Origin of the sequence: Neisseria sp. WLZKY-1 (assembly GCF_046546535.1) — a bacterium.
In the GTDB taxonomy this organism is placed as follows: Bacteria; Pseudomonadota; Gammaproteobacteria; order Burkholderiales; family Neisseriaceae; genus Neisseria.
Genome location: NZ_JBKGTW010000087.1, coordinates 1 through 4239 on the forward strand (window position 1 = coordinate 1; position 4239 = coordinate 4239).

Genomic DNA, 4239 nt, shown 5'->3' on the forward strand with positions numbered 1-4239 from the left:
GAATGTCGCCGGGGTTGATGACTTCGTCTCCTGTCGAAGCCGTATCCTTTTCCCCTCCGGTAGCAGCCGAGCTCTTCAGGGTAAAGCCGCTTCCGTTGATGGCTTTAACGATCTCTCCCGCAGTAACCAGTTTACCTGCATCGGCTGTTGCCGGATTATTAACCGCTCCTGTTGCCGAATTGGTTAACGCAACGGTATTCACACCCACTTTATAAGGATCGGTGGCTGTGCCTGTGCCGCCTATGGTAATCGGGCTGTTGTTTGCGGCTTCAACTTTGGTCGGCGTGATGTTTTTCACCAGATTGGCGACGGATTTCAACTGCGCCACGTTCACCGCATCGGAGTCTTCCGTACCGGCAGCCACATTGATGATCTGGCGGGTATCCTGCTGCGTACCGACGGAAACCGCGCCAGACGTGCCCTTGACCGTAGCGGCGATGTTGTTTTTATCGATAGTGCTGGCCGCATCCAAAGCATAAACCTGGTTCTGCGCCACAGTGGCAGTGGACGTAGCTTTGACGGTAGTCGCATTGATGGCGTCGCGGGTTGCCTGCGAGCCGTAACCCAAGGCTACCGAGCCGTTGGACGAAGTGGAGCTGTTGCTGCCGATGGCAATGCTGTTATCGGCTGCGGTATTGGAACTACTGCCGATGGAAATGGCATTTTGTTTCGAGGATACCGCGTTTTGACCGATGGCAACGGTGTATTCGGCGGTGGAGCGGGCATTCGAGCCTACGGCAATCGAATCCTTCTGCTCGGCGCGCGCCTGCCCCATGGCAATCGCATGTGTGCCGGCCGCATAGGAAGTATCGCCGATGGCAATCGCGCCTTCGGATGCGGTTTTGGCCGTACCCGCGCCACTGGCGGTAGACTCGGCTTCGACGGTCGCATTACCGATGGCAATCGAACTTGCGCCTTTGGCTTTGGCATTAATGCCTGCGGCTATGGCCTTCGCGCCGGTTGCGCCGTCGTTGTTGTAGTTGTTGTCGGTAGATGCACCGTTTACATGATAGAAATGCACATTGCCGCCGGAAGAAGAGATATTGGCAATCTGCGTTTGCAGGCCGCTGGCCACGCTGTAAAGCTGGCTGCCGTTGATGGCGTCGGTGCTGGTGGAGGAGATTTCGCCCGGGGCGACGTGTTTGAGCTGGCGTTCGGCATCTTTCGCGCCGACGGAGACTTGGTAGCCGGTGGCGTTTACTTTGCCGGCAAAGCCGCCGTAAGTGGTCGAGCCGACAGTGGCCGTGCTGATTTGTTTGGCTTCGGTGGCCGTGCTTGCGCCTGCGCCCAAAGCGACGGCTTTATCTTTGTTTGCCGTAGCGTCCGTACCCAATGCAACGGCATCGCTGACGGTGAGCTTGGCCGCATCCGTGCCTTTCAAGGCGTTCTTACCGATGGCAACGTTGTTGTTGCCGGTTACATAAGAACCGGCGTTGACTTGGCCGAAGAAGTTGTTGTTGCCGGTTGCGCCCATGCCGGCTTGGGTGGCCAGAGCAACGTTGGTGCTGCCGTTGGCGTCTTTCAATGCGGAAGCACCGAGGCCGATGTTGTGGCTGCCAACTTTGGTAGTTGCACCAAGGTTCTGACCTGCTGCCCAACCCATCAGAATGGAATCGTTAATATTGCGCGCACCATTGCCGGCATTAGTACCGACCATAACGGCGCGGGTATTGGTATTGTCTGTTGTTTCAATAGAAGTGTTACCTGCACCTTTACCAATGGCAACCACTTCGTCAGCTTTAGCTTTGGAATCTTTACCGACAGCGACGGTGTTATTGCCTGACGCAATGGCACTATCGCCGATAGCAGTACTCAATTCGCCGGTGGCTTCAGCCAAATGGCCGTAAGCGGAAGCGCCGTAGCCTGCTTTGGAGGAGTTACCGGTGGCCGTACCCCAGCCGGCAGCAGTTGCCTGTGCACCGTCACCGATGGCAACGGAAGATTTACCCAAGGCTTTGGTTGCCTGACCGAGTGCGGTAGCATTTAAACCGGAAGCGGTACTGTTGGTACCCATTGCAACAGAATTGATAGTACTGGCAGTACTGTTCGAACCGACAGCAACAGCGCTCAAATCTGTTGCTATCGCTTCTGTACCGATAGCGACAGCATGTTCTTTAGCTTGAGTCTTTGCACCAACAGCAACTGCCGCAAGCCCTTGTGAATTGGCGTCCTGACCGATCGCAATAGAAGCATCAGATACACCGGTAGTATTTTGAACGGTTAAAGGAGCAGTAGATTCGATTTTCGCGCCGCTACCGATAGCAACAGAATGTTGCGCAGCCGCATTGCTGTTGAGACCGATTGCTGTCGCACCTGTTTTTCCAGCTGCTGCATTTACACCTGCAGCCAAAGAATTGGAACCGGTTGCTCCATCGTTATTGTAGTTGCCGCCACGTGTACCGCCGTCATTCACGCTGTAATAATGCGTTCCACTTCCTGTGGAGATGTTATCAATTTTATTCTGCAAGCCACTAGTAACATAATAAAGCTGACTACCATTAATGGCATCTGTGCTGGAAGCGTTAATTTCACCTGGCGCAACATGTTTAATTTGACGTTCATAACCAGCAGTACCGATTGACACTTGGTCGCCAGCCTCAATGGCTTTACCACCCGCAAAAGCATTACCTGTATCATCACCATAAGTAATTGTCCCCACGGTTGCTTTCAATACTTTTGTTGCATTCGTGGCAGTTGTACTGCCCGCACCCAATGCCACAGCATTCTCTTTAGATGCATTGGTACCCGCACCAAGTGCAACTGCTGCTGCCGCATTTGCCGACGAACGCGTACCAACCGTAGTCGCCAAATCACCCTTAGCAAAAGATTGAACACCTACCGCTACTGCTGCATTACCGGCTTCGGTAGGAATATATTTTTTATTAACAGGATCTTGAATTAGTTCATCGCCTGTCAATTTTTTGTATTTAAGTGCCGTATCAGACTTATTCCAATCACCACTAGCGTTTTGGGATACCTTGTTTAGATCATCACCACCAATAGCAATAGAGGAATTGCCGCTAGCAATACTATTATTACCAATGGCTGTGGATTGATTGCCAATAGCTTGGGTTGCAGAACCCAATGCTACACTTTGCCGACCTCTAGACACGGCCTCGACACCAATGGTAATGGCCTCATCCGCATCAGTACCTGAGGTATCTGCTTTCCAACCGATAGCGATAGTACGCAAAGCATCTGATTTTGCGGTATCACCAATCGCAATGCTTCTATCACCAGAGGCAACTGCATTTACACCAATTGCAGTCGAATTCAATTTTGTAGCCTGTGCATCCACCCCAACAGCAATAGCATCCGTACCCGAAGCACTAGCGGTATTGCCCAATTTTAAACTTTCAGCCTGTGCGGCCAGCGGGGCGAACAAAGACCCCATTACGGCAATACTTGCAGCCGCAGTAGCGGTTTTACTGGATTTGGACTTTCCTTTCGCCTTGGCGATTTCGGCCACAGCCGTCCATGTGTTGGTTGCCTCGTTGTAAACGGTACGGTAAATTTTGTTCATTACATCTTCCTTTTTGTTAAATCTTTTAGTTTTTCCCCGAAGGTATACGGAGCGGGAAAACCGTGTCTGCACCACGGGCAGAACTATGCTGCAAATTCCGTGCCTGTTGCGCGCGGCTTGCGAAACATTGTTTCGGTTTGCCGCTGCGGTGTCTTGCCGCCGCGCTTTCAGACGGCCTCTCCTTAATCCTGATTCGTTCAGAGCGGTACGGAGCTTTATGACAATTTTCGGCCAATATGTGCAGTTTTCGATCTGTCGACAATTTCCGATCCGATGTGGCCGGAAATTTCGGCTTTGCAGTTTATATGCGTATTGCTCACGCTTTACAACGTTTTCTGATAAAACAGCGTAACAATCTTACCAACGGTTAAATTAGTGTTGTTTTTCTGTATCTTTGCACAAAAAAGAGGCCGTCTGAATGCGGCGGCCTGCGATGCAGACGGTATAGTGAACCAAAATAGAAAATCTACAGCGTTGCTGCGCCTTGCCGTACTACCTGTACTGTCTGCGGCTTGCTGCCTTGTATCTTTCCTATTTTGGTTCACTATATTTTCAGACGGCCTTTTGCCTGTTTTGCAGGAGTCCGGAAACGTAAAGCGCCACGCCGATCCAGACTAGGGACTGTTGACATTCAATTTTTCACAGTATCATACAGATATGACCAGATATACCCTATCCGATGCCCAGTGGACAGCCATCGAACCGCTTTGTCCGGG

1 protein-coding gene is annotated in these 4239 nt (G+C 51.6%); it reads right to left on the reverse strand.

Going from position 1 to position 4239, the window contains the following annotated elements; all coding sequences use genetic code 11:
* A partial coding sequence (locus tag ACLD9W_RS12145) for an ESPR-type extended signal peptide-containing protein (RefSeq protein ID WP_410842253.1) occupies positions 1-3523 on the reverse strand: 3523 nt, incomplete at its 3' end.
* Positions 3524-4239: the final 716 nt, after the last annotated feature.